Here is a 20,575-nt window from a genome sequence, read left to right on the forward strand (position 1 = left end):
GGCCTAGAAGTACCCTTCTCGCTTGCGGTCTTCCATAGAAGTTTCCGAAATCTTGTCGTCGCCGCGCGTGGCACCCCGCTCGGTCAGCCGGATCGATTCGATCTCGGTGACAACCTTCTCAACTGTGTCCGCATCGGACAGGACGGCGGCCGTGAGGTTGGCGTCGCCCATCGTGCGGTAGCGGACCGTCTCGATCGAGGATCGTTCTCCCTCGCGCAGCGAGATGAACTCGTTCACGGCGTAGAGCATGCCTTGCCGATCGACGACCTCGCGCTCGTGGGCGAGGTAGAGGTCCGGAATCGGAATGTCCTCGGCGGCGATGTAGTGCCAGATGTCGAGTTCCGTCCAGTTGGACAGCGGGAACACGCGCAGGTGCTCGCCCGGCGCGACCCGCCCGTTGTACAGGCTCCACAGTTCGGGTCGCTGGTTCTTCGGATCCCACTGGCCGAAATCGTCGCGGAAGGAGAACACACGCTCCTTGGCGCGCGCCTTTTCCTCGTCGCGCCGGGCGCCGCCGAACAGAGCGTCGAAGCCGTGATTCTCGATCGCCTCGAGCAGCACTGGAGTCTGGATGCGGTTGCGCGATCCCCCCGCCTCCTCGCGCACGAGACCTCGCTCGATGGCCTCGGGCACGGAGGCGACGATCAGTTCGACCTCGAGCTCCTGGGCGAGCCTGTCGCGGAACTCGAGCACCTCAGGGAAGTTCAGGCCAGTGTCGATGTGCATGATCGGGAAGGGCACCCGGGCTGGCGCGAACGCCTTGGCGGCGAGCCACAGCATGACGATCGAGTCCTTGCCGCCGGAAAACAGCAGGCACGGACGCTGCATCTCGGCCGCCACCTCGCGGATGATGTGGATGCTCTCGGCTTCCAAAGTGCGCCACTGTTCGAGCACTCGTGCGGTCACGAATTGAGTCCTTCCTCAACGAGGGCAGCGACCACCGCTGTCTGAATGCGCGTGGTTGCCTCGGGATGACAGATGATCAGATCGGGCACGGACAAATCTACGTTGTTGTAGGTCAACTCAGTTCCATCGATCCGCGATGTGAACAAGCCGGCGTGGCGCGCGTACGCCACTGGCGCGGCTGAGTCCCATTGATACTGGCCTCCGGCGTGGACGTAGGCGTCGGCGAGGCCGGTCGCCACAGCCATTGCCTTGACGCCCGCGGAGCCCATGGGTACGGGGATGGCGCCCAATTCGCGGATCACGGCGGCGACGAGTGGCGATGGATGCGAGCGGCTGACGGCTAGGCGCAGTGGCTCGCCCGGACGGCCGAGTCCCGGTGCCGCTTGCCCGGTGTGGAACATTTGGCCGCGCGCCGGCAGCGACACTGCGCCCGCCGTGAGGCCGCCCGTGCGCGTCCAGAGGGCGACGTGCACGGCCCAGTCATCGCGCCATATGCCCGATCCGTCCCGCTCGGCGTATTCTCGAGTGCCGTCCAGGGGATCGATGATCCACACCCGCTCTGAGGTGAGGCGCAGCGGACTGTCGGCAGCCTCCTCCGAGAGGACCTCATCTCCGGGGGCTAGGCGAGACAGCTCGGAGGCCAGTGCCCGCTGGGCAGCCGAATCGGCGCGGCTGCGCAGTGCGCGCGCGTCGTGGCTCTCGCCAGGCGGGATCTGCTCGTCCACCTGGCGGCGCAGGTCGAGCAGAACGTTCCCCGCGACCTCGGCGAGGCGCGCGGCAATCGTATGGTCGTCGTTCACGTGCAAGGGCTCACCGTTTCGGTGTCGAGGGTCGGGGCGGGGATCAGCGGCGACGGAGCTTCGCCTTCAGGATGCGCGCGACGCGCTTGGTCGCGATCTTGATCAGCACGCGGGTGGGCACCGTCGCCGTTAGCGCGGCGGCGGCCTTGATACGTTCGGCGTCGGTGGTGCTCTTATGGCCGGCGGTGAGTGCGTGCCGTACCAGCTCCTCGCCGCCGCTGCTCTTTGCCGCGCGCGCGGCCTTCATGTACCGCTGCCCGGCCTTGAACGACCCTGTTTCGAGGTGCGCCGCGATGGCGACGTTCACCTCCGCGCACGGAGATGTCGCCTCGGGCAGAGCCGGTGGCATGCTGGACAGATTCGCCAGGTCACCGATGACGTGGACGCCGAGTGCCTGGATCTGCGCGGCCTGCTGCTCGGCACGGACGGACATGTGCTGCGCGGCCCAGCGCGGCGCCACGATCGGCGGCTCTCCGCTGGGCACCTTGCGCTCCACGAGCAGTTCAGCGATGCCGCCGAATTTGTGCAGATCGCGGAACTCATCCCACCGGATGTCTGACACCTGCTTGAGACGTTCGTTGACGGCGCGCACCGCGTCGGCCTCCGGGCGGGTCAGTGACCGGTTCTCTTCGCGTCCGGTGAGCTCCACGTCGAGCGTGTCGGCAGGAAGCCCCAGCAGTTGTTCGAATGACCGGTGCAGCAGCGATCGGTTCGTCCGGTCGAGGACGATCACGTGCGTGTTGTCAGGTCCGACTATCTCGGACCATTTCGCGATGTTCTCGTAGAGCGCGATGCGGCGGGCGAAACTAGGGAATGCCTTGCTGTCGGGGCCGGGTCGCAGGACCACGTCCAGCCATTCTTCGAAGGACTCCTCGATGCCGGTCTTCAGGTATTCCTGCCAGGCGGAGGGGAGGATCGACGGCTGGTTGCGAAGCGTGAATACGACCGAGAGGTTCGGGCCCAGGTCATTGGCGATGGTGCGGCAGATGGCTTCGGTGCGTTCGGCGAAGAACTCGTGCGAGATCAGCACGCGGTCGCTCTCCTTGGCCGCCCGCGCTTCCGCGACCAGGTCGTGCCAGTGTGACATGGGCGGAATCGCGGCTTTCCCCGCTCCGGTGCCCCACCCTCGCCTGCGTTTCGCGATGGCGAACGAGGCGAGGGAATGGTTGTGCGACTTTCCGGGATAGATCACGGAAAACTCGGTGAGCTCCTTGCGCAGCTTCGCTGCGGCGAACTGGATGGCGGTCGTCCCGCTCTTCGGCATCCCGACGTGGAGCAGGGTTCCGCCAACGGGGATAGCCGACGCCGGATCGGTAGTTTCTGGAGCACTCATCGCAAATCATCCTAGTCGAAGGTGGATTTGTTGCGCACTGATCCGCCCCGGACGTCATCCCCCAGGGAAGCGCATTATTCCGCCATTTGCCGCTAGGGAAAAAGGAGATTAGGGGAGTGGCTGCGCTGTGCTTCGCCAGTGACCGGCACGCGCGATGAGGTAGGTTACTTGCCAGATTCTGACCTAGGAAAGCGGGACATCGATGACGCAGTCGCAACTGGTGGTGGACGCCGCGGGCGTCGACCTCATCGAGGGCGTGCTCGCGGGGTTCGTCGCGCCTCGTGACCTCACACTCCACGGTGCCCCCGCCGCCGGTGCCGTCGAGGTCCGCGATGAGGAGAACACCCCGATTGCGTGCCTGTACCTCGCATCGGGCGGCGTCGCTGGCGTTGAGCCGCGACGTGAGCTAGCGACGATGCACGGCCCCGCCGGCGCGCTGTCCGCCCGGCCCTGCGCCGAGGACCTGCGGGCACTCATCGCCGCGGGCGGCCCCGTGATTGCGCTCGAAGGATTTCCCACGAGCAAGCAGCTGGACGAACACTCCGACAAGGACGCGCTCTGGTGCGTGACCGTCCCGCGCTCACCACATAGGCACGACCACTCGGCGAACGTCGCCCGCGCCGTCCACACCCTGCTCGCGAACGGCGAGATCGCTGGCCGACTCGTCGCCATTCCCGCCTTCGACGCGGCCGGGCCACTCACTGTCACGGACGGATCCCCGGCGTTGCCCACCCTGCTGCACAGGCTCGGTGCCGATCGCGTCGTTCTCGTCGGAGACGCGTTCACCGCCGCGGTGGGGGAATTGGCGCCGTCGGCGATCCTGGACGAGTTCTCCCGTACTCGATCATCGGCCGCCCAATCCGGGGCGGTCGTGCTGTTCACGGGCCTATCCGGTTCGGGGAAATCGACAGTCGCCAAGGCTCTCGGCGCCGCACTCGACGAAGCCGGCCGCAAAACTGTTGTCATCGACGGTGATGAAGCCCGGCAAATGCTGTCGGCGGGACTCGGATTCGATCGCGAATCGCGGAACCTCAACGTCGAGCGGATCGGCTACGTCGCTGCGACGGCCGCATCGCTGGGCGCAGTGGCGATCATGGCCCCCATCGCCCCCTTCGAGTCCTCTCGCGCTGCAGTACGAGCCCGCGCACTGCGTGCGGGCGCCTTCGTGCTCGTCCATATCTCCACCCCGCTGGCCGAATGCGAACGACGAGATCGCAAGGGACTGTATGCCAAGGCAAGGGCTGGCGAGATCCCGGACTTCACCGGAATCTCGTCCCCTTACGAGCCGCCGACGGATGCCGATATCGTCATCGACACCTCCGAAATCAGCGTTGACGACGCCGTCGCGCAGGTCTGGGAGATCCTGTCTAGTAAAGTCCAGTTGGGGCCTTACCGTCCCGCCATCGCTCAGTCGTAGCACGCGCCGCAGAATCGGTCACCGCCGTTCCGTGGGACGCGTTCATGACGAGCACCGAGCGCCCGCCTGACCCGGGCGGAGCCCGAGGGGAGAAGCAATGCAGATCACCGCACGAGTCGACTACAGCGTCCGCGCGCTCGCGGAGCTCGCTGCGCAGCACGACCTGACGTGGACCGGTCCGCAGATCGCTGAAGCTCAGGACATTCCCGTGAAGTTTCTCGAATCGATCATGCGGGATCTCAAGCGCGCCGGAATGGTGGTCGCGCACCGCGGACGCTTCGGCGGCTACTCCCTCGCCCGGTCGGCCGAGCAGATCACCATCGCCGACATCGTACGGGCCGTCGACGGCCCGCTCGCTGCGGTACGCGGAATGCCGCCCGAGGACGCCAAGTACCAGGGCGTCGTCGAACCCCTCACATCCGTCTGGGTAGCGGTGCGAGCGTCGATGCGTAACGTGCTGGAGCGCGTCACCATCGCCGACGTCATCCGTGGCCGGCTGCCCGATGAGGTCACCGGTCTGCTGTCGAACGACGCCTGGAAGCGGCGCGATTGAGTGGGTCACGTCCGGGCTCGCAGCTCACGGCGTTGCTTGCGGCTCTCGGAGCGGGTCGCCACCGGCTCTCGGTGTGGCCGGCAGCGATAAATCCGCGCCGTGCCGCGCCCACCGCCTTTGCCAGGGCGAGGTCGGCTGGCCACGACGAACGCACTGCGGCCCGCATTGCGACGGCGATCGATGCGCTGGGCGCGCAGGAGCGTGCGGAAGTCATGCATCCTCTCACGCCCGCTGACGATGGAATCCTGCGCATCGCCGCTTCGGTGGTACGGCAATCGGACGAGACCAGTTGCGTGGCCACGTGCCTGGCGCTCATCGCGGCGGCGGGTGACGTGGCCACGGCACTGTGGCTGTCCACCGGTGCCGACGAGGCGGCAGTGATCGACCGCTACGACCTCGCCGCCCCCTTGGCAGGGGCCGACGCCGCGGTCCCGGCGGTGCGCCTGCGCGCGCTCGAACAGAGCCTCAAGCACAGCGCAGTGCATCGCGGCCGGTTGCGTACCTGGCCCAGACCGTTCGGCACCCCGCCGTGGGGTGCCGCCCGAGTGGCGCATTTCGGCCGAACTCGATACGGGCACCGGCTCGTCAACGACCTTGATACGGACAGGGCTGCCCTCGCACTGGCGGGCGCTCTATCATCGATCCGGCGGGGATTTCCCGTGATTCTCTACACGGGCGGCGACTCCACCGCGGGATACCGGAACGCAATGCCGAGGCACGCCGTGCTCCTGTATCGCTCCGAGGGTGCGCAAACGCAGGAACTGCGGATCTTCGAGCCTGGGCAAGGGCGCGTGCACGAGGTTTCGAAGACCAGCCTCATACGACCTGGTGCCGTGAGCGCCGCATACGGCGGTTGGCCGCATCTCACCTGGATCGTCGCGCCGAGGCCGCCCGGCTAGCCGCGATACGCGCGCCCACAGTGCGCGCGGTTTGCGGTGCGGATGTGGCGCCAGCACGTCATTCCGCGCCTGCGAACGGCTCATCGGATACCGTTATTGCGATCAAGGAGGCACTTGAAGCGATGCGCGCAACCGAACTAGCCAGATTCATCGATCACACGGACCTGCGCCCCGAGGCGACGGTGGCCGATGCGGCCGATGCCGTCACGCTGGCCCGTGAGCTCGGGACATGGGGCGTATGCGTCGCGCCGTCGCGGCTCGAGCGAGCCATCGAACCCGGGGCGACGCTTCGCTACATCACCGTGTGCGGCTATCCCACCGGCGCGCACCTGGCCCAGGTGAAGGCGTTCGAGGCCGTGCGGTCATACCGTGATGGTGCCCACGAGATCGACCTCGTGATGAACCTCGGCGCAGCCAAGGCGGGGGAGTGGGGGCGCGTGAGCGACGGAATCGAGATCGTCCGCCTCGCTCTCGCGGAGGCGGCGGCGGAGGACGGCCAGGATACCCCTCTGCTCAAGGTGATCGTCGAATCGGCGTTGCTGAGCAAGGACGAGATCGTGCGCTCGTGCTGGGCCGCCGTCGAGGCGGGAGCCGACTTAGTCGAGACATCGACCGGGACTCATCCCGCAGGCGGCGCGAGCGTGGAAGCCGTCCAGATCATGGCCGGCGCGGTTGGCGGGGATATCGGCATCAAGGCCTCGGGCGGCATCAAGGACTATGCCTTCGCGATGGCCCTCATCGATGCGGGCGCCACTCGGCTCGGAACGTCGTCTACCCGTGCCGTACTCGGCGGCGCTCCGAACTGAGCGCGCGCCGGTAGGCCGCCAGGTAGAGCGGCCACTGCTCACCGAAGGCGGGCAGCAGGGGCAGCCCGGGGACCTCGTCCAGGCCAGCCCACCTCAGCTCGATGCTCTCGCTGTCGCGTGCGATGGGACTATCCAGCCCATCGCCGACCAGCCGTGCCACGATCGTCGTGTAACTCCACGTCCCGTGGTCGAGTTTGAGGCTGGCGATGGGTTCGATGTCCGAGGGACAGATCCCGGCCTCCTCCCCGGCCTCGCGAAGCGCGCCGGTGAGCGGGGACTCGCCGACGTCTATCGCACCGCCGGGAATGCCCCAGGTGCCGCCATGATGAGACCAGAGAGCGCGGTGCTGCAGCAGGACGCGCGGTCCCGCGTCATCGTCGCGGAAAACGAGCAGTCCGGCGGCCCCCAGTAGCCCCCAGTGCTCGCGTCCGCACGAGCACGCGACCCAACCATCGCCTGGCCTGCGGGCGGGGCGCGAATCGGGCATCTAGCGCGTGTCTCCTTACTCGGGTGCCAATTGCACGCCAGGCTGGCGGCAGCCTCGTCGTCAGTCGACGATCTCGCAGATCACTGAGCCGGAGGTCACCTGATCGCCGACGCTGGCGATGAGACCGGAGATGGTGCCCGATCGGTGCGCGGTGAGCGGCTGCTCCATCTTCATCGCCTCCAGGACGACCACAAGGTCGCCCTCCTCGACTCGAGTGCCCTCAGCGGCCTCTATCTTCACGATCGTGCCTTGCATGGGGGACGAGAGCGAGTTGGAACTGGCCGTAGTCTTGACGGGCGATCGACGCGACGAGGCTGGCTTGCGGGGGCCGGACTGCCGCTTCGACGAGCCGCCGCCGAGCCCGAGCCCGGCCGGGATGACCACTTCGAGGCGCTTGCCGCCCACCTCGACGACGACGCGCTCGGTCGCCCCCGCATCCGCGGTGTCCTCGTCCTTGGGCTCGACCGGGGTCGGCGTGAGTCCCGAAAGGGTGTCCATGAACTCGCTCTCGATCCACGAGGTGTAGATCGAGAACGGATCATCGCCGTCGGGGGCGAAGGCTGGTGAGTCGAGTACGGCGCGGTGGAATGGCGTCACCGTCGGGATGCCGCCGACCTCGAGTTCGGCGAGTGCGCGGCGTGCCCGAGCGATCGCCTGGCGCCGATCGGCGCCGGTCACGATGACCTTGGCGAGCATGGAGTCGAAGGAACCGGAGATCGTGTCGCCTGAGCGCACGCCGGAGTCGATGCGCACGCCGGGGCCGGACGGGAACCGCAGGTCCGTGATCGTGCCGGGCGTCGGGATGAAGCCGAGCGCGGGATCCTCACCGTTGATGCGGAATTCGATCGAGTGACCCCTGGTTTCGACGGAGTCGTAACCGAGCGGTTCCCCGGCGGCGATGCGCAGTTGCTCGCGAACCAGGTCGATGCCGGAGATCTCCTCGGTGACGGGGTGCTCGACCTGCAGCCGGGTGTTGACCTCGAGGAACGACACGGTGCCGTCCGCCCCGATGAGGAACTCGCAGGTGCCCGCGCCGACGTACTTGGCCTCCCGCAGGATCGCGATCGAGGCGCGCACCAGTTCGGCCCGCTGCGCCTCGGTCACGAACGGCGCCGGGGCCTCCTCGACGAGCTTCTGGTGGCGGCGCTGCAGCGAGCAGTCGCGGGTGGACACCACGACGACCGTGCCGTAGGCATCGGCGAGGCACTGGGTCTCGACGTGGCGTGGCTTGTCGAGGTAGCGCTCGACGAAGCACTCGCCGCGCCCGAACGCGGCGGTCGCCTCGCGGACGGCGGACTCGTACAACTCATCGATCTCATCGGTGGCGCGCACCACCTTGATGCCGCGCCCGCCACCGCCGAACGCCGCCTTGACCGCAACGGGCAGGCCGAACTGCGCCACGAAGTCATGGAGTTCGGACACGTCGCCGATGGGGTCCGCGGTGCCTGGAGCCAGTGGCGCGCCGGCCCGCTGGGCGATGTGCCGGGCCGACACCTTGTCGCCGAGCGATTCGATCGCGTCGGGCGTGGGGCCCACCCAGGTGATTCCCGCGGCGATGACGGCTCGGGCGAAATCGGCATTCTCGGCCAGGAACCCGTAGCCGGGATGTACGGCATCGGCGCCGCTTCGGCGCGCGATCTCGATCAGCTTGTCGATGCTGAGGTAGGTGTCCTGCGCCCGCTCCCCGCCGAGGGCGTACGCCTCGTCCGCGAGGTTCACGTGGAGGGCGTCCCTGTCGGAGTCGGCGTAGACGGCGACGGACGAGATTGCGGCGTCCTTGCAAGCCCGGATCACGCGAACGGCGATCTCGCCGCGGTTGGCGATGAGGACCTTCGTGATGGGGCGAGGCGGAGCACTCGGAGTCTGCTGCAACAAGGTCACGGCTTAACTTAACGCGCATATCGGACCCGCCGCAGTCAGGCACACGAGACGGGTCCTATTTTTGCCTACAGGCCCAATCGGTCCGGCGGTCGGTTGTAGGTTTCCTACTAATCATCAGGAGGTTCGCAGTTCATGCCACGCGATGCCCACCTCGGCGAGCAATTCGCGCACGAGCGGCAGGCTGATTCCCACCACGTTGTGGAAATCCCCCTCGATCCGCGTGACGTAGGGGCCGCCGAGCCCGTCCACCGTGAAGCCGCCGGCGACGTGCAGCGGCTCACCCGTGGCGACGTACGCGTCTACCTCCGCGTCCGTGAGGTCGGCGAACTCGACGCGTGTTTGCGCGGTTCGCCCGACCTCGGTCTCGCCCGCTACGAGCCAGTGGCCGGTGAGCAGCACGCCCGAACGTCCGCGCATCGACCGCCAGCGCTGGCGAGCGACCTCGGCAGAATGCGGCTTGCCGACGACCTGCCCGTCGATGAGGAGCATGGAATCGCAGGCGATGAGCAGCGGGGACTGGGAAACCGGCACCACTGCGTGTGCCTTGGCCTTGGCGAGTTCGAGGACGATGCGCGCGGGCTCGGCTCGTCCCGTCAGAGAGGCCACGATCGCATCCTCGTCCACCCCGGCCACCTGGACTATGGGATCGACTCCCGCTGAACGCAGGGTTGCGAGGCGGGCCGGGGACGCGGAGGCGAGGACGAGTCGTGTCACGCGACGAGCCTAGTCCAGATTGTCGGGACCTACGGCCCAAGCTGCCGGCTCCCCGAGGGGGCTTAATGGAGGTATTGCGGCGCGACGACGTGACCGATGTCGTCAATCCGCGATACCAGCTTCGGGCGCTCCGGCACGTAACCCCCTCCACGTGCCGGTAGCGCCCGTCGTTCTATCAGGGGTCGATCGGGGACAAATGTCCCAAGTGTCCGATATCGGCGTCGGGCACGATGGTGGAAGACCGCGGACGAGCGGACTGTGAAGGCGAAAGGCGACACGATGGCCATCACCACCGCCGCGGCGGTCAGTAACGACGACAGCGAACTCATCGATCCCGATTTCGTGGACGAGGCCGCCGTCGTTCCGCCGCGCCTGCGCGGCATCAGGCACACCAATGGCTACCTGTTCGGCACGATGCTCGTATCGGCGCTGCTGTCGCTCGTGGCGGCGTTCGTGCTGTCCTACGATGCAGTGGTCCTGGCCGCCAACCCGGCGGCGGAGCTCTCGTGCAACATCAACTCGGTCCTCAGTTGCGGGCAGGTGGCGCTGTCGTGGCAGGCGGAACTGTTCGGTTTCCCCAACTCATTCCTAGGGCTGGCGTGTGAGCCCGTGGTGATCACGATCGCGGTTGCCTCCCTGGCGGGCACGCGGTTTCCGCGCTGGTTCATGGCCGCCGCGCAGTTCATCTACCTGCTTGGGCTGATCTTCGCGTACTGGCTGTTCTTCCAGTCGTCGTTCGTCATCCACGCGCTGTGCCCGTGGTGCCTGATCATCACGTTCGGCACGACCGCCGTGTTCATGACGCTGCTGCACGTGAATCTGCGGGACAACAACTTCTACCTGCCGGCCCGCTGGCACGAGAGGGCGAAGTCGGCGCTGCGGATGAACATCGACCTGCTGGTCACCTTCGTGCTGTGCGCGACCATCGCGTCGATCATCCTGATCCAGTACGGGGACAAGATCTTCACGCTCGGGTGATGCTGCACATCCCGTACGTTTCGCCCGCGCAAGTCCCGTACTGCCCGCGCCCGTCCCGTACTGCCCGCGCAAGTCCCGCACGCGACACCGGTTGTGGTTGTGCGACACCCGATATGACAGGTGTCCGGCAGCCATAACCGGTGTTGGCGCATGGCCACAACCGGTGTTGGCGCGTGGCCGATGCGTCTACCAGTTCTGCATGGCGCGCAGCGACCAGCGCCACTCGTCGTGCCCGCGCCCGCCCTGGCGGCCGAGCGGGCTCATGCGCAGTCCGCGCCCAGGGTCGCGCCAGCGCTCTCGAGCGCGCGTGAGCGGATCGTCCTCCTCAGCGGGAACCGCAGCGGCGAGCCCGGCGATCAGCGCCACGATTTCCACGTCCGTGGGTTCGCCGCGGACGATGCGCAAGCCATTGAATGCCGGTTCACTCATCGTCGTCGTCCTCGTCCGCGTAACTCTCGTGGATGCACGCCCAGTGGCTCACGGTGACGCCGCGGGCCTCGAGCCGCGCGGACAGCGCGTGGGCGAACTCGTCCAAGTCATCCATCGCCTGGGCGATGGCGGCGCGTACGCCGGAGGTATCCGGGGCCGGATCGAACGTCAGCTCGAGGGTGATCGAATCGTGCGAGTCCTCGTCGCCCTCGGTGTCCTCGTCGTCCTCGTCCGCGAAGCCGGTGTGCGAGCACACCATCCCGAGCGTCTCCTCGAACGCCGTGTCGAACGCCGTGTTGGCGCGCTCCACGGCGCTCTCGGCAGCCTCGACGCGAGGGTCGTCGTCGGCCGTCGCCGCGTCAAATTCCGAGCGGACCCCGACCGCGGTTTCCACGTAGCGGTGCAATTCGGCGCTCAGTTCGTCCACGCGCCGATGCAACTCGGTCGCGTCCACGACCTGTGGTGAATCCGCGGGCGAATCATCGGGCGAGTTCCCTGCTGCCGAGGAGTTCGGATCGAAATCGGTCATAGGGGAATGTTCCCATGTTTCTTCGGCGGTAGCGTGCCGCGCTTGGTGCGCAGTGCGCGCAGCGCCCGGGTGATCTCGCCGCGGGTCGCGGCTGGCTCGATCACGCCGTCCACGTAGCCGCGGGCCGCCGCATCCCACGGCCCGACGATCTCGTCCTCGTACTCCTGGACCAGCCGCGCGCGCTCGGCCTCCACGTCGCCGCCGTTCGCAGCGACCTCCTGCAGAGACCGGCGCTGCAGGATGTTGACCGCGCCCGCGGCGCCCATCACGGCGATCTGCGCGGTCGGCCAGGCGAGGTTGATGTCAGCGCCGAGCTGCTTGGAGCCCATGACGATGTAGGCGCCGCCGTACGCCTTGCGGGTGATGACGGTGACGAGCGGCACGGTTGCCTCGGCATACGCGTAGATCAGCTTCGCTCCGCGCCGGATGATGCCGTTCCACTCCTGATCGGTGCCGGGCAGGAAGCCGGGCACGTCCACGAGCGTGATGATCGGGATATTGAACGCATCACAGGTGCGGACGAACCTGGCGGCCTTCTCGGCGGCGTTGATGTCCAGCGTGCCGGCCATCTGCATCGGCTGGTTGGCGACGATGCCGATCGCGTGCCCCTCGACGCGCCCATAGCCGATGACGACGTTCGGCGCGAAGAGCGGCTGGATCTCCAGGAACTCACCGTCGTCGACGACCGTGGAGATCAGCTTGTGCATGTCGTAGGGGCGCGAAACGGAATCCGGGACGAGCGAGTTGAGCGCCTCGTCCTCCTCGCTGAGGGTCAGGTCCGCCTCGATGGGGAAGACCGGCGGGTCGGCGAGGTTGTTCTGCGGCAGGAAGCCCAGCAGGTGGCGGACGTACTCGAACGCGTCATCCTCGTCGGAGGCGAGGTAGTGCGCCACGCCGGAGCGCTCGTTGTGGGTCTGCGCGCCGCCCAGTTCCTCGAAGCCGACGTCCTCGCCGGTCACGGCACGGATCACGTCGGGGCCGGTGATGAACATGTTCGAGGTGCCATCGGCCATGACGATCACGTCGGTGAGCGCAGGTGAATATACAGCTCCGCCCGCGGACGGGCCGAGGATCAGCGAGATCTGCGGGATGACGCCGGAGGCGGCGACGTTGCGGCGGAAGATCTCCGCGAACTGCGTGAGCGCGGCAACGCCCTCCTGAATGCGTGCACCGCCGCCGTCGGAGATGCCGATCAGCGGGACGCCGGTGCGCAGGGCCAGGTCCATGACCTTCGTGATCTTCTGCCCGTGCACCTCGCCGAGCGAGCCGCCGAAGACGGTGAAGTCCTGCGAGTACACGCACACCTGGCGCCCGTCGATCGTGCCGTAGCCAACCACGACGCCATCGCCGGCGACCTTCTTGGCGGCCATACCGAATCGTGTGGCGCGGTGGCTCGCGAATGCGTCGAGCTCCACGAATGAGTCCTCGTCGAGCAGCTGATCGATGCGTTCGCGCGCGCTCTTCTTGCCGCGGCCGTGCTGCTTGGCCTGGGCGTTCTGTTCCGGATTCGTGATCGCGTCGGCGGTTCGCCGGTGCAGTTCTTCGAGCCGGGAGGCGGTCGTCACCTCGGGCGTGGCGGGATTGGGCGCGTTCGTGGCTGCTGAGTCGGTCACAAGTAGAGCCTAGACCGTTGCCCTCCCCGCGGGCATGTGCGGATCGGCAATGGCACGCGATTCGTCATTGGCGAATCCCACAACACGGCCCGGAAGACGAGATGCCCCCATCGCTCAGGTGCAGTGTGCGGTGACGATGGTGCTGGCCAGGGCGTCCGTGAGGTCGGTCAGCCCGGGCTGTGTCAGGCCGAGCGATGAGGGTACGGCGACCTCTACGGCTGGGGTACGGCCATACGTGGTGAAGCGCCAGCCGGTCGTGGTCTCCTGCGCGATCCAGTCCACGGTGACGTCCCCGTACGTGATTGAGACGCAGTCCGCGCTGGGCCCCGGCTGCTCGACGCCGCATCGCAGGGCGATCGCCGCCCCGGCATCGCCCCAGGCCGTCGTCGCCTGGGCCGTGGTCTGGCGCTGCGGGTGCCCGTCCATGGTCTGCGGGGTGCGGGCGAGGACGAGCCCGCAGGCCGCATCGTCCGCGTGCGCCGCGGGCTCCACTGCGATCGTGGGGGCGCAACCGGCAACGGCGGTGAGGCAGCCGATCACGGCCGCCCACATGGCGAACTTCTTCACCCTGCCAGCCTAGTGTCCCGAGCCTGAGGACCGGACGCCGATACGCTGGAGCGGTGCGTGAAACCGTGGGAGACCTGACCGAGTCCCAGATCCTCGACCTGATACTGCCGATCCTGCGCCGGAGCGACTCGCCGGATGTCGAGCTTGGCCCGGGGGACGATTCGGCGGTAGTACGGGCGCCCCACGGCACCTTCACCGTCTCCACGGATGTGCTGGTGGAGGGCCGCCACTTCCGGAACGAATGGTCGACCGGATACGACGTGGGATGGCGCGCGGCAATGCAGAATTTAGCCGACGCGGCCGCCATGGGCGCTCGTCCCACGGCATTGGTCGTGGCGCTCGTCCTGCCCGCCACCACGACGCTGGCCTGGCTCGCCGACTTCGCCCGCGGGGTCGCCGGTGCCTGCGAACGGCACGGCGCGAGCGTGATCGGCGGCGATATCTCATCCGGTGACTCGATCGTCGTCGCCGTGACCGTGCTCGGCGACAACGACGGACGCCCGGCGGTGACCCGTTCGGGTGCACGCGCGGGCGATGTGATCGCCGTCGCGGGCAGGCTCGGCTGGTCGGCGGCGGGGTTGGCGGTTTGTGGACGAGTGCTCCAGGTCGCCAATGAGAACGGCCCCGTTCCGGCGCAGGTCAGGGCGGTCGTCGATGCGTACCTGCGGCCGGAACCGGCGATTGCCGAGGGCGTGTCCGCCAGCACGGCGCACGCCATGCTGGATGTTTCGGATGGCCTGGTGCTCGATGCCCAGCGGATGGCCGAGGCCAGTGGCGTGAGCGTGGACCTGGCGGATCCGCTTGCGGCCAGCGCCTACGATGCCGCGATCCTGCGGGAGGTCGCGGCCTGGTGGGGCGTGCCGGAAGGCGATCAGCCCGGCCTTGTGAGCGAGTGGATCCTCAGTGGGGGCGAGGACCACGCCATGGTCGCCGCTTTCGCGCCCGACGAGGTGGCCGAAGGATTCCGGCCGGTGGGCGTCGTCGTGGAGTCGCTAGCCGGTTCGGCGGGGGATGTCCTGGTTCAGGGACGCCGCTGGGAGCGCGACTCTGGCTGGCAGCACTTCGCGCACTGACGAGTGCCGCGAAAGCTTGGCGAGGTTGCCTGCACGTCGGCGCGTAGGGACGAGCCCTGCCGTGCCGGGGCGGCCGCTATCCGCGACGGCGGTAGCGAACCTCGACGGCCCCTGCGCCGTCGGCGTTGGAGTGCCGCTCCACGCCATCGTCGAGGAAACCGTGCCGACGATAGAACTGCAGGGCGCGCGCGTTGTCGGCGATCACCCACAACGTGAGGTCCGCGCCATCGGGAACCTCCTCGAAGACCGTCTTCATCAGACCCCGGGCGATCCCTTTACCCCACGCGTCGGGGACGAGGTAGATCGCGTAGAGTTCCTGGGTCGTGCGGGTCACGTCCGCGTCCTGGGACGGGCCGAGCGAGGCGAAGCCCACGATCCCGAGGTCGCGGGCAGTCGCGACCCAGGTGTGGATTTCGGTGCTCTCGATGTCCTGCGCCCATTTCTCGGCGCGGCTGACGACGTCCAGGTCGGCAAGAATTGGGGCTGGGAGCACTCCGGCGTAGGTTTCGCGCCACGCGTCCACTTGCACGCGGGCGATGTCACCGGCATCCGCCGGCTTCGCGCGCCGAATGTCGACCTCTTCGAATCTGCCCTCCATAGGGTTTAGCGTGCCACGAGTTCGCCGGTCAGCCAACACGTGCCGCGTTTGTCATTCCGATCGCCGCGCTGCCCCGCACGCCACGGCCCGCCTTCGGTGTTGCGGCGGTTCACCCGAGTTAGCGCGTGTTTGTGGTCGTTGGTGCCGGATGCGGCCGACCGTCAATGGTCATATCGCCACACCGAGCGTGTTCACCGACACCTGGTCGGGGTTGCGAGCGAGGGGAGCGATCCGAGCGAGGAGACGGCGCTGGGCGCGAAAAAGCCGGGGATCCCGACGAGCGGTCGGGATCCCCGGCTACGCGCTTTCGGCGAGAAACTACGCCGAGATCGCTACAGTTCTCACGCGGGACGCGTGACCTTGCCTGCCTTGAGGCAGGAGGTGCATGCGTTCACTCGCTTGGGCGTTCCGCCCACGACGGCACGCACACGCTGAATGTTCGGGTTCCACCGGCGCTTCGTGCGCACGTGGGAGTGCGAGACGCTGTACCCGAAGCTGGGGCTCTTGCCGCAGACGTCGCAGTTGGCAGCCACGTTTACTCCTGATCATCTGTGCGCAGGCGCTTGGAACACCTGCGGAATAGGGTCTGATTGATACTGGCCGCGCTCACCGCGATCAGCGATCGCCGGGACTTGCATCCGGGCAACCACAACAGGATACGGCACATCGCCGCGAAACTCAAAGTCCGGCGATGCACGTCACGGCGCCGGACATATCCACCGTACCGCGTGGTCCGCCGCGGCACCGGGTGGATCCCACTAGAGTGGTGGGCACGGTTCGAAGCCGCCCGGAGGGTCCGCTCAATAGTTCGGTGGGCTCACGCCATCGTTATTGGGTTCCCGGGTGCGGGCGCGGGAACGGCAGGCAAGGAAATGGAGGTGCGGTTGTGCTCACTGGCGTCACGGCCGCGCACGTCCGCCGCTGGGCGAGTGAATCCGTCGCCGCTGTGGCGCGCTACCGAGAGCCGCTCAACCGCGCCAACGTATTTCCCGTTCCCGATAGCGACACGGGGACGAACCTGCTCCTCACGCTCACGCAGGGTGCTGCGAGCATCGGCCGTCATGATGACGTGAGCCTTGCGCTGAGCGAGTTCGCCGGGGGCGCCCTCGTGGGCGCACGAGGCAATTCCGGCACGATCCTCGCGGAGTACCTTCAAGGCCTGGCGAATGCCGCCGCAGAGTTCGCGGGTGCCGAAGCCGGTAGCGTCCTCGATGGCGTCCAGCTTGCTGCCGCTTTCGACCGCGGGGCCAGCGCTGCGTTCCGGGCCGTGGCAGAGCCCGCTCCCGGCACGATCCTGACCGCAGCGCGCAGCGCCGCCGATGCCGCTGTGACGGCCGTCGCCGCCGCTCCTGACCTCGATACGCGCTCGGTCACGCTGGCGGCGCTGGCCGCGGCGCGCGCCGCGGTCTCGCACGGACCCGAGGAACTCGACGTGCTCCGCCGGGCCGGGGTCGTGGATTCGGGTGCCGTGGGGCTCGTTCTCGTGCTTTCCGCGCTCGCGGGTGCGCTCTCCCCAGGGCTTTCGGGGGAGGACGATTCCTCCGCCGCTCATGGGAGCCCGTCGCCTGACGATGCCGCTCGCAATCTTGCGCACGCGCCGGGCGCCGGCCCTGCGGTCGGTTGGCCCGCGGCGGACGAGGCGGCGAAAGGCGTGGACGATCAGGTAGCCGCGGCGGACGAATGGCTCGCGACCGCCGTCACGCCGTTCGAGGCTCACCCGTGGCGCGATGAAACTGCGGCGCTCGACCCGGAGCACCCCTTCGAGTTCATGTGCCTGGCGTATCCCGAGGCCGACGCGGGTGACGGCAGCCTCGATCCCGTGGCTGAACTTCGCAGCCGCCTCGCGGACACTGGTGTGTCGCTCGTAGTGATCGGCGATGCGCTCGAATCCGGTCATGCACCGGCGCGCGTGCACATTCATACCCCCGACCCCGCGGCGGTGATCGCCGCCGCCGATGGCTGGCGACTTCGGCAAGTCGTGGTTCATGAGCTCAGCCGCGGCTTCGGGCACCGGCACGGAGCCGGGCCGAAGGTCAACGGCGACGGCCAATGGTCGTGGATCGGCGTTACGCGCGCACCCGGACTGCTGGCGGAGATCGCCCGTGCCGGCGGTATCGCGCTGTTCAGTCAGGACGGAACGGTCGAGGTGAACGAGTTCGCACGGGCACTCACCGACGCCGGCTGCGATTCGGTGCTCGTCCTCAGTGGAATCGGCGAGCATGCGCCACGTCCTCAGGAATCCGAAGCGTCGCCCGGTGAGTTCGCGACGAACCTGGCGCGGGCCGCCAAGGCGACCGGCAAGACCGCACGCATCGTGGCTGGTGACGCAGTCGCGAACGAGGCTCAGCTCGCCGCCGCCCTCGGCCACCTTCCGATGCTCGTCACGGAGTCGTTTACGCGAGCCGAGTCCGGACTGGACGCGGCGTGGCGCGCGCTGCTTCCGATTCCGGCGAGCGGCGCGTCCGCCGCGACCGCGGGTCGGGCCGGCGGGGACGGCCACGATCTGACCGCCACGCTGACCAAGGCGCTACAACCCGATGACCTCTTGGTCGTGGTCGCGGATGACTCGTGGCCGCGGGAGGCGCGAGCGGCACTGTCGGACGCCGTCCGGGCGGCCGATTGCGAACTCGTCCTCGTCGCCAGCGGTCGTACGGGCAACGGCTACGCGGCGGCCATCGAAAGGCTGTAGCGCGGTGAATTCGTCACTGGTGCCCTACCTGGACCTGCCGGTTGCCAAGGTGGTACGACCGCCCGATCCGACCTCGGACGCGGAGAAGCAACGTGCTGGACTGATCGCACAGACCATCAAGGCGCTGCCGGCCATGGGCATCGATACGGTTCGCGATCTCGTCTACTACTTTCCGCGCAACTACCTGGATTCGGCCACGCTTACATCCTTCTTAGAACTCACTCAATCGGACGAGGATGTCACGCTGATCGCGCGAGTGCTGACGCTCACGCAGCGCCGCACGTACAACGGCGACAAGATCCTCACGAACGTCGAGATCGGTGACGCACAGGGTGGACGCCTCTCGGCGACCTTCTTCGCTAAATCACAGGCCGGAGCACGTTACCTCGAACGCATGCTCCGCCCGGGCACGCAGGCGATCTTCTCGGGAAAGATCCGCGAATACCGCGGTCGTGAGCAACTGAGCAACCCGGACTACGAACTGCTCGACGTCGGCACCGACTACGGGCAGGAGTCGATCGCCCGCGCGGGGGACCTCCTCGCCGTCTACCGGGGGCGGGGAAAGGCCTCCAGCCGGGGCATCCGGACGGTTCTGCGTGAGGTTCTGACCGAACTTCCGGATGTGGACGAATTCGATCCCATAGACCCGGCCATCAGGGCCGAGCGCAAACTGCTCGGCCTCACCGACGCTCTGCGGGCGATTCACCGGCCCGCTTCGGCCGCGGACTATGCCAGTGCTCGCGGCAGGTTCAGGTACGAGGAGGCACTCGTCCTGCAGACCGAGCTCGCCCGGCGCCGCGCCGCAGCCAGGTCGCATGCGGGTAGGGCCAGGCCAGGTCGCGGCGACGGGATCCTGGCCGAGTTCGATTCGCGACTGCCCTTCGCGCTGACTGGATCGCAGGTCGCGGTCGGGGAAACTCTCGCCGAGGAAATCGCATCCGACACCCCTATGCTGCGCCTGCTGCAGGGCGATGTCGGGGCGGGCAAGACGGTCGTTGCGTTGCGGGCCATGCTCCAGGTCGTCGATGCCGGAGGTCAGGCCGCGCTCCTCGCGCCCACCGAGGTGCTGGCGGCGCAGCACGCCCGATCGATCACGGAAATGCTCGGCGACCTGGGGGAGGGCGGCACGCTGAGCGCGGCGCCGAACGCCACCAAGGTCACGCTCCTGACTGGGTCGCTCGGGGCTGCCGCACGGAAACAGGCGCTCCTGGATGCTGCGAGCGGCATGGCCGGCATCGTCGTCGGCACCCATGCGTTGCTGTCCGATATCGTCCAGTTCGCAGACCTGGGACTCGTGGTCGTGGACGAACAGCACCGATTCGGCGTTGAGCAACGCGATGTGCTGCGCGGTCGCGCCAAGGTCATGCCGCACACCCTCGTGATGACCGCTACTCCCATCCCGCGCACGGTGGCGATGACCGTATTCGGTGACCTGGAGGTGTCCACCCTGACCGATACTCCCGCTCGCCTGCACGCGCGCAGCACGCATGTTGTGCCGGAGGCCAACGAACGCTGGTTCGCGCGAGTCTGGGAGCGACTGGGGGACGAGGTACGCCGCGGCCACCGCGGCTTCGTCGTGTGCTCCCGCATCAGCGATGAAGCGCAGGAGGACGAGGCCACCGCCGACGTCGAACCGGACGAATCCGGCGGCGCCGAGGGACCGCCACGCCACCTGCACACGACGCTCGAGACGGCGGCCATGCTGAGCGAACAGCCGGCGCTGGCGGGCGCGCGCATCGGTGTCCTGCACGGACGGATGGCGCCGGAGGCGAAGGACGCGGCGATGGCGGCCTTCGCATCCGGCGAGATCGACGTGCTCGTGAGCACGACCGTCATCGAGGTGGGAGTCAACGTGCCGGAGGCGACGATCATGGTCGTCCTCGACGCGGATCGGTTCGGCATCTCGCAGTTGCACCAGTTGCGCGGTCGCGTCGGTCGCGGCGCGGACGCCGGGATTTGCCTGCTCGTATCGCCTGCGGATCCGCTATCCGTCGCGGGGCAGCGGCTGTCAGCTCTCGCGGAGAGCGACGACGGGTTCGAACTGGCGAATATCGACCTGCGCCTGCGGCGGGAGGGAGATGTGCTCGGGGCGGGTCAATCGGGATACTCGTCCTCGCTCAAACTCCTGCGGGTGATCGACGACGCCGATCTCATCGCCCGGGCGCGCGATGACGCCGACCGGATCGTGGCTGTGGACCCGTCGCTCGCCGGTCATCGAATGCTGGCGGGAGCCATAGCCGAGATGCTCGCGGGCCGCGAGGAGTTCATCGAACGGACCTAGGTCGCACGATGCCTCCCAGTCG

20 protein-coding genes are annotated in these 20,575 nt (G+C 67.9%); 8 read left to right on the forward strand and 12 right to left on the reverse strand.

The window, feature by feature from the left end; translation table 11 throughout:
* Nucleotides 1–3: 3 nt before the first annotated feature.
* From cysD to FB461_RS02690, 3 genes are read right to left on the reverse strand one after another with little or no spacing between them, the layout of a single operon-like run.
* Nucleotides 4–906 (reverse strand): sulfate adenylyltransferase subunit CysD, encoded by a 903-nt coding sequence (cysD, locus tag FB461_RS02680; protein WP_142118724.1) that lies wholly within the window; start codon nucleotides 904–906, stop codon nucleotides 4–6.
* Nucleotides 903–1,706 (reverse strand): 3'(2'),5'-bisphosphate nucleotidase CysQ, encoded by an 804-nt coding sequence (locus FB461_RS02685; protein WP_246045975.1) that lies wholly within the window; start codon nucleotides 1,704–1,706, stop codon nucleotides 903–905. Before FB461_RS02685 ends, cysD begins: the two co-directional genes overlap by 4 nt.
* A 43-nt stretch (nucleotides 1,707–1,749) precedes the next feature.
* Nucleotides 1,750–3,039, reverse strand: coding sequence for a hypothetical protein (locus FB461_RS02690; RefSeq protein ID WP_142118728.1), 1,290 nt, complete (start codon nucleotides 3,037–3,039; stop codon nucleotides 1,750–1,752).
* A gap of 202 nt (nucleotides 3,040–3,241) precedes the next feature.
* Here FB461_RS02690 and cysC point away from each other — a divergent pair, with 202 nt between their 5' ends.
* The 4 genes from cysC (at nucleotide 3,242) to deoC (ending at nucleotide 6,714) form a co-directional block, all read left to right on the forward strand.
* Nucleotides 3,242–4,456, forward strand: coding sequence for an adenylyl-sulfate kinase (gene cysC / locus FB461_RS02695; protein ID WP_142118730.1), 1,215 nt, complete (start codon nucleotides 3,242–3,244; stop codon nucleotides 4,454–4,456).
* Between the two features lie 97 nt (nucleotides 4,457–4,553).
* Complete coding sequence (locus tag FB461_RS02700; protein ID WP_142118732.1) at nucleotides 4,554–5,009, forward strand: RrF2 family transcriptional regulator; 456 nt, start codon at nucleotides 4,554–4,556, stop codon at nucleotides 5,007–5,009.
* On the forward strand, nucleotides 5,006–5,908 hold the full coding sequence (locus FB461_RS02705) for a hypothetical protein (protein WP_142118734.1): 903 nt from the start codon (nucleotides 5,006–5,008) through the stop codon (nucleotides 5,906–5,908). Before FB461_RS02700 ends, FB461_RS02705 begins: the two co-directional genes overlap by 4 nt.
* 122 nt (nucleotides 5,909–6,030) lie before the next feature.
* The gene (deoC, locus tag FB461_RS02710) at nucleotides 6,031–6,714 is read left to right on the forward strand and encodes a deoxyribose-phosphate aldolase (protein WP_142118736.1); all 684 of its coding nucleotides are present in this window, start codon (nucleotides 6,031–6,033) and stop codon (nucleotides 6,712–6,714) included.
* Here deoC and FB461_RS02715 read toward each other — a convergent pair.
* The 3 genes from FB461_RS02715 to FB461_RS02725 form a co-directional block, all read right to left on the reverse strand.
* On the reverse strand, nucleotides 6,680–7,201 hold the full coding sequence (locus FB461_RS02715) for an NUDIX hydrolase (RefSeq protein ID WP_142118739.1): 522 nt from the start codon (nucleotides 7,199–7,201) through the stop codon (nucleotides 6,680–6,682). The genes deoC and FB461_RS02715 overlap by 35 nt on opposite strands.
* Before the next feature lie 60 nt (nucleotides 7,202–7,261).
* On the reverse strand, nucleotides 7,262–9,082 hold the full coding sequence (locus tag FB461_RS02720; RefSeq protein WP_246045976.1) for an acetyl/propionyl/methylcrotonyl-CoA carboxylase subunit alpha: 1,821 nt from the start codon (nucleotides 9,080–9,082) through the stop codon (nucleotides 7,262–7,264).
* A gap of 114 nt (nucleotides 9,083–9,196) precedes the next feature.
* Nucleotides 9,197–9,796: a Maf family protein gene (locus FB461_RS02725; protein ID WP_142118741.1), complete on the reverse strand. Its 600-nt coding sequence runs from the start codon at nucleotides 9,794–9,796 to the stop codon at nucleotides 9,197–9,199.
* A 279-nt stretch (nucleotides 9,797–10,075) separates the two neighbouring features.
* Here FB461_RS02725 and FB461_RS02730 point away from each other — a divergent pair, with 279 nt between their 5' ends.
* On the forward strand, nucleotides 10,076–10,774 hold the full coding sequence (locus FB461_RS02730) for a vitamin K epoxide reductase family protein (RefSeq protein WP_142118743.1): 699 nt from the start codon (nucleotides 10,076–10,078) through the stop codon (nucleotides 10,772–10,774).
* A 186-nt stretch (nucleotides 10,775–10,960) separates the two neighbouring features.
* Here the strand turns inward: FB461_RS02730 and FB461_RS02735 are convergent, their stop codons facing one another.
* The 4 genes from FB461_RS02735 to FB461_RS02750 all read right to left on the reverse strand — a co-directional run bounded on the left by FB461_RS02735 (nucleotide 10,961) and on the right by FB461_RS02750 (nucleotide 13,912).
* A complete protein-coding gene (locus FB461_RS02735; RefSeq protein ID WP_142118745.1) occupies nucleotides 10,961–11,203 on the reverse strand; it encodes an acyl-CoA carboxylase subunit epsilon in 243 nt (80 codons plus the stop codon).
* Nucleotides 11,196–11,732 (reverse strand): hypothetical protein, encoded by a 537-nt coding sequence (locus tag FB461_RS02740; protein ID WP_142118747.1) that lies wholly within the window; start codon nucleotides 11,730–11,732, stop codon nucleotides 11,196–11,198. Before FB461_RS02740 ends, FB461_RS02735 begins: the two co-directional genes overlap by 8 nt.
* Nucleotides 11,729–13,345: an acyl-CoA carboxylase subunit beta gene (locus tag FB461_RS02745; RefSeq protein ID WP_142118749.1), complete on the reverse strand. Its 1,617-nt coding sequence runs from the start codon at nucleotides 13,343–13,345 to the stop codon at nucleotides 11,729–11,731. Before FB461_RS02745 ends, FB461_RS02740 begins: the two co-directional genes overlap by 4 nt.
* Before the next feature lie 114 nt (nucleotides 13,346–13,459).
* Complete coding sequence (locus FB461_RS02750) at nucleotides 13,460–13,912, reverse strand: DUF3515 family protein (protein ID WP_142118751.1); 453 nt, start codon at nucleotides 13,910–13,912, stop codon at nucleotides 13,460–13,462.
* Between the two features lie 53 nt (nucleotides 13,913–13,965).
* On the opposite strand from FB461_RS02750, the gene FB461_RS02755 reads away from it, so the two are divergent.
* The gene (locus FB461_RS02755; RefSeq protein WP_142118753.1) at nucleotides 13,966–14,985 is read left to right on the forward strand and encodes a thiamine-phosphate kinase; all 1,020 of its coding nucleotides are present in this window, start codon (nucleotides 13,966–13,968) and stop codon (nucleotides 14,983–14,985) included.
* 76 nt (nucleotides 14,986–15,061) lie between these two features.
* On the opposite strand, the gene FB461_RS02760 is transcribed toward FB461_RS02755, so the two are convergent.
* Both FB461_RS02760 and rpmB read right to left on the reverse strand, forming a co-directional pair.
* A complete protein-coding gene (locus tag FB461_RS02760; protein ID WP_142118755.1) occupies nucleotides 15,062–15,583 on the reverse strand; it encodes a GNAT family N-acetyltransferase in 522 nt (173 codons plus the stop codon).
* A 341-nt stretch (nucleotides 15,584–15,924) separates the two neighbouring features.
* Nucleotides 15,925–16,116, reverse strand: a complete 192-nt coding sequence (gene rpmB / locus FB461_RS02765; protein WP_142118757.1) for a 50S ribosomal protein L28 — start codon at nucleotides 16,114–16,116, stop codon at nucleotides 15,925–15,927.
* A gap of 353 nt (nucleotides 16,117–16,469) precedes the next feature.
* Between rpmB and FB461_RS12235 the strand changes: the two genes are divergently transcribed.
* Together FB461_RS12235 and FB461_RS02775 are read left to right on the forward strand one after the other, a co-directional pair.
* Nucleotides 16,470–18,272 (forward strand): DAK2 domain-containing protein, encoded by a 1,803-nt coding sequence (locus FB461_RS12235; RefSeq protein WP_246045977.1) that lies wholly within the window; start codon nucleotides 16,470–16,472, stop codon nucleotides 18,270–18,272.
* Between the two features lie 4 nt (nucleotides 18,273–18,276).
* Nucleotides 18,277–20,553 carry an ATP-dependent DNA helicase RecG gene (locus FB461_RS02775; RefSeq protein WP_246045978.1) on the forward strand — a complete coding sequence of 759 codons (2,277 nt, stop codon included), beginning with the start codon at nucleotides 18,277–18,279 and terminating at the stop codon, nucleotides 20,551–20,553.
* Nucleotides 20,554–20,575 lie beyond the last annotated feature (22 nt).

Origin of the sequence: Rarobacter faecitabidus, from assembly GCF_006716265.1 — a bacterium.
GTDB classification, from domain to species: Bacteria; Actinomycetota; Actinomycetes; order Actinomycetales; family Cellulomonadaceae; genus Rarobacter; species Rarobacter faecitabidus.